Raw genomic sequence first — 1799 nt, forward strand, 5'->3', positions numbered from 1 at the left:
CAGTTTTGGATTCCTAGAATGAAATTTAAGTCTATTGGTCGAAATGATTGGGTTAATTTAGAGTTTAATGGCTATTTCACTTTAACTAGTCTTACAGATCATTTGTTAGATGCTTCAGAGATTTCTAAAGCTTTTCGTAAAACAAAACCGAAATGACCAGGATACTAATGTCCTTGACAATGAAGTCTACTTATTCGCGTAATCTTTTTTGATAATTAATGCGGTAAGACTTATCTTTAAGGTGAGAAAATAAAAAGTGTCTAAAGACACTTTTTTAACTGTCGTACTATCTAGTAGATACTTAAATTTTAATTTATAATCCACAATAATTTTATTTTGATAGATCTTTACAAAAAACCCCAAAATATGTAGCTAAAACTAGTCCTACAGCACTCCAAGCATACTCACTTGTTGTGAATGATTTTTTCATATATAGATTTATAACTATATTAAGTATGATAACTGTAATTGGAAGCACTGTAGCCAACTTAGGTATTGCTACGTTCAAATCTATATTTTTCATATTCATCCTCTATTCTCCTTTAGTTTTATTTTTTACTCCAAATAACGTTTAGGAATCTCTATCTTTTCAATATCAATTAATTCTTGAATGGGAATATCAAGCTTTTCTGATAGAAAGATGATCTTAGGTAATGTAACCATAGCTTGTCCATTTTCAATACGAGCTAACTGTCGTATTGTCTTCAGATTGATCATCACAAATATCTATCTGAGTAAAACCTCTACTTAAACGTGCTGAGCGAATCCTTTTTCCAATCTCAATCTTAATATCTCCCACTAAATCAATCTCCCCTATATTTTCCTATATTACAAATTATAGCAAAATTTTTTATTTTTAGAAAGGGGAAGACGCTTATCCTCCCCTAAAAACCAATATTGCCAGTCATCTATCGTCCCTTTGATTAAAGTATTCCGACTATCTCCAAAACGATGTGCTTCCCATAATTTCATTAATATTAAGGCATATTTTCCTTTGATATTAGCTAATTCTATCAAATGGAATGGGTAAAAATTTTTCTTAAGATCAAATACATAAGGTTGAGCATACTTAGAAAATTCGAAACGAACAATTCCTGTCTCGAGGTAATTGATATACCCAAATAACTGGGTCATCATGATTCCTTTTACTCCATCTTCTTCAAAAGGGCTCTAAACGCTTGTTTGCGGAAGTTATTGGTAAAGGGGGTAAATATCACAGGTACGAGAAGACCTCTCAGAGCTCATGTGGGACCGTTACGGGGCTCAATCAAGGGAATACCCGACAAATTATCTAAGAAAATCAGAAGAAGAACGTGAAAAAGCCCTGTTATCTGCTGGATCGCGCAAAAAAGAGCAATTATTCAAAGTCAACAAACGCAGCTTACCATTGCATATCAATCGCAATGAGTATGTGCAGCAACGCTTAATAGAGCGTCAACAGTATTGGGAACAGAAAAAAGGAACTTTAACTGTAGACTATATTCAAAAGCATAGCATTGGTTACTCCAGGATCGGATTCACTCATCATGCGCAGCGAAATTGGACTAATTTGTATCGCACAAGCTATAAAAACGGTCAGAAGGTCGTTGAAAAAGTCAATCCTTTTGCGGTTGTCAAAGTCGGTACTTGGCAAGGGTATGCCATTGCAGCAACTGATGTCATGCGTGATGTCGGTCATAATCGATTAGATGTTTTGCGGAGGTATTTGTAATGAGAGGACGGCAACGATTTTCAAAATATACGCTATTTGGACCACCTGCCTTAGCGTTTACTGAGATCAATGAGAAGACTTTTACGAG

At 34.7% G+C, this 1799-nt stretch carries 4 protein-coding genes; 1 reads left to right on the forward strand and 3 read right to left on the reverse strand.

All coding sequences use genetic code 11. The annotated features are described in order from the left end of the window. Positions 1 to 331: 331 nt before the first annotated feature. The 3 genes from AKK44_RS09055 to AKK44_RS08320 all read right to left on the reverse strand — a co-directional run bounded on the left by AKK44_RS09055 (position 332) and on the right by AKK44_RS08320 (position 1137). The gene (locus AKK44_RS09055) at positions 332 to 529 is read right to left on the reverse strand and encodes a hypothetical protein (RefSeq protein ID WP_054279289.1); all 198 of its coding nucleotides are present in this window, start codon (positions 527 to 529) and stop codon (positions 332 to 334) included. A gap of 26 nt (positions 530 to 555) precedes the next feature. Then, on the reverse strand, positions 556 to 663 hold the full coding sequence (locus tag AKK44_RS09360; RefSeq protein WP_330218229.1) for a hypothetical protein: 108 nt from the start codon (positions 661 to 663) through the stop codon (positions 556 to 558). A gap of 165 nt (positions 664 to 828) precedes the next feature. Beyond that, positions 829 to 1137 carry a replication initiation protein gene (locus AKK44_RS08320; protein WP_082385624.1) on the reverse strand — a complete coding sequence of 103 codons (309 nt, stop codon included), beginning with the start codon at positions 1135 to 1137 and terminating at the stop codon, positions 829 to 831. Between the two features lie 106 nt (positions 1138 to 1243). Between AKK44_RS08320 and AKK44_RS08325 the strand changes: the two genes are divergently transcribed. Further along, positions 1244 to 1711, forward strand: coding sequence for a hypothetical protein (locus AKK44_RS08325; RefSeq protein WP_054279291.1), 468 nt, complete (start codon positions 1244 to 1246; stop codon positions 1709 to 1711). Positions 1712 to 1799: the final 88 nt, after the last annotated feature.

It is taken from the genome of Streptococcus phocae (assembly GCF_001302265.1).
Classification (GTDB): domain Bacteria; phylum Bacillota; class Bacilli; order Lactobacillales; family Streptococcaceae; genus Streptococcus; species Streptococcus phocae.

Excerpts from the sequence above, each read along its gene's own strand:
- AKK44_RS09055 (WP_054279289.1), bottom strand. The coding sequence starts at position 529 with ATGAATATGAAAAATATAGATTTGAACGTAGCAATACCTAAGTTGGCT.
- AKK44_RS09360 (WP_330218229.1), bottom strand. The coding sequence starts at position 663 with ATGGTTACATTACCTAAGATCATCTTTCTATCAGAAAAGCTTGATATT.
- AKK44_RS08320 (WP_082385624.1), bottom strand. The coding sequence starts at position 1,137 with ATGATGACCCAGTTATTTGGGTATATCAATTACCTCGAGACAGGAATT.
- AKK44_RS08325 (WP_054279291.1), top strand. The coding sequence starts at position 1,244 with ATGTGGGACCGTTACGGGGCTCAATCAAGGGAATACCCGACAAATTAT.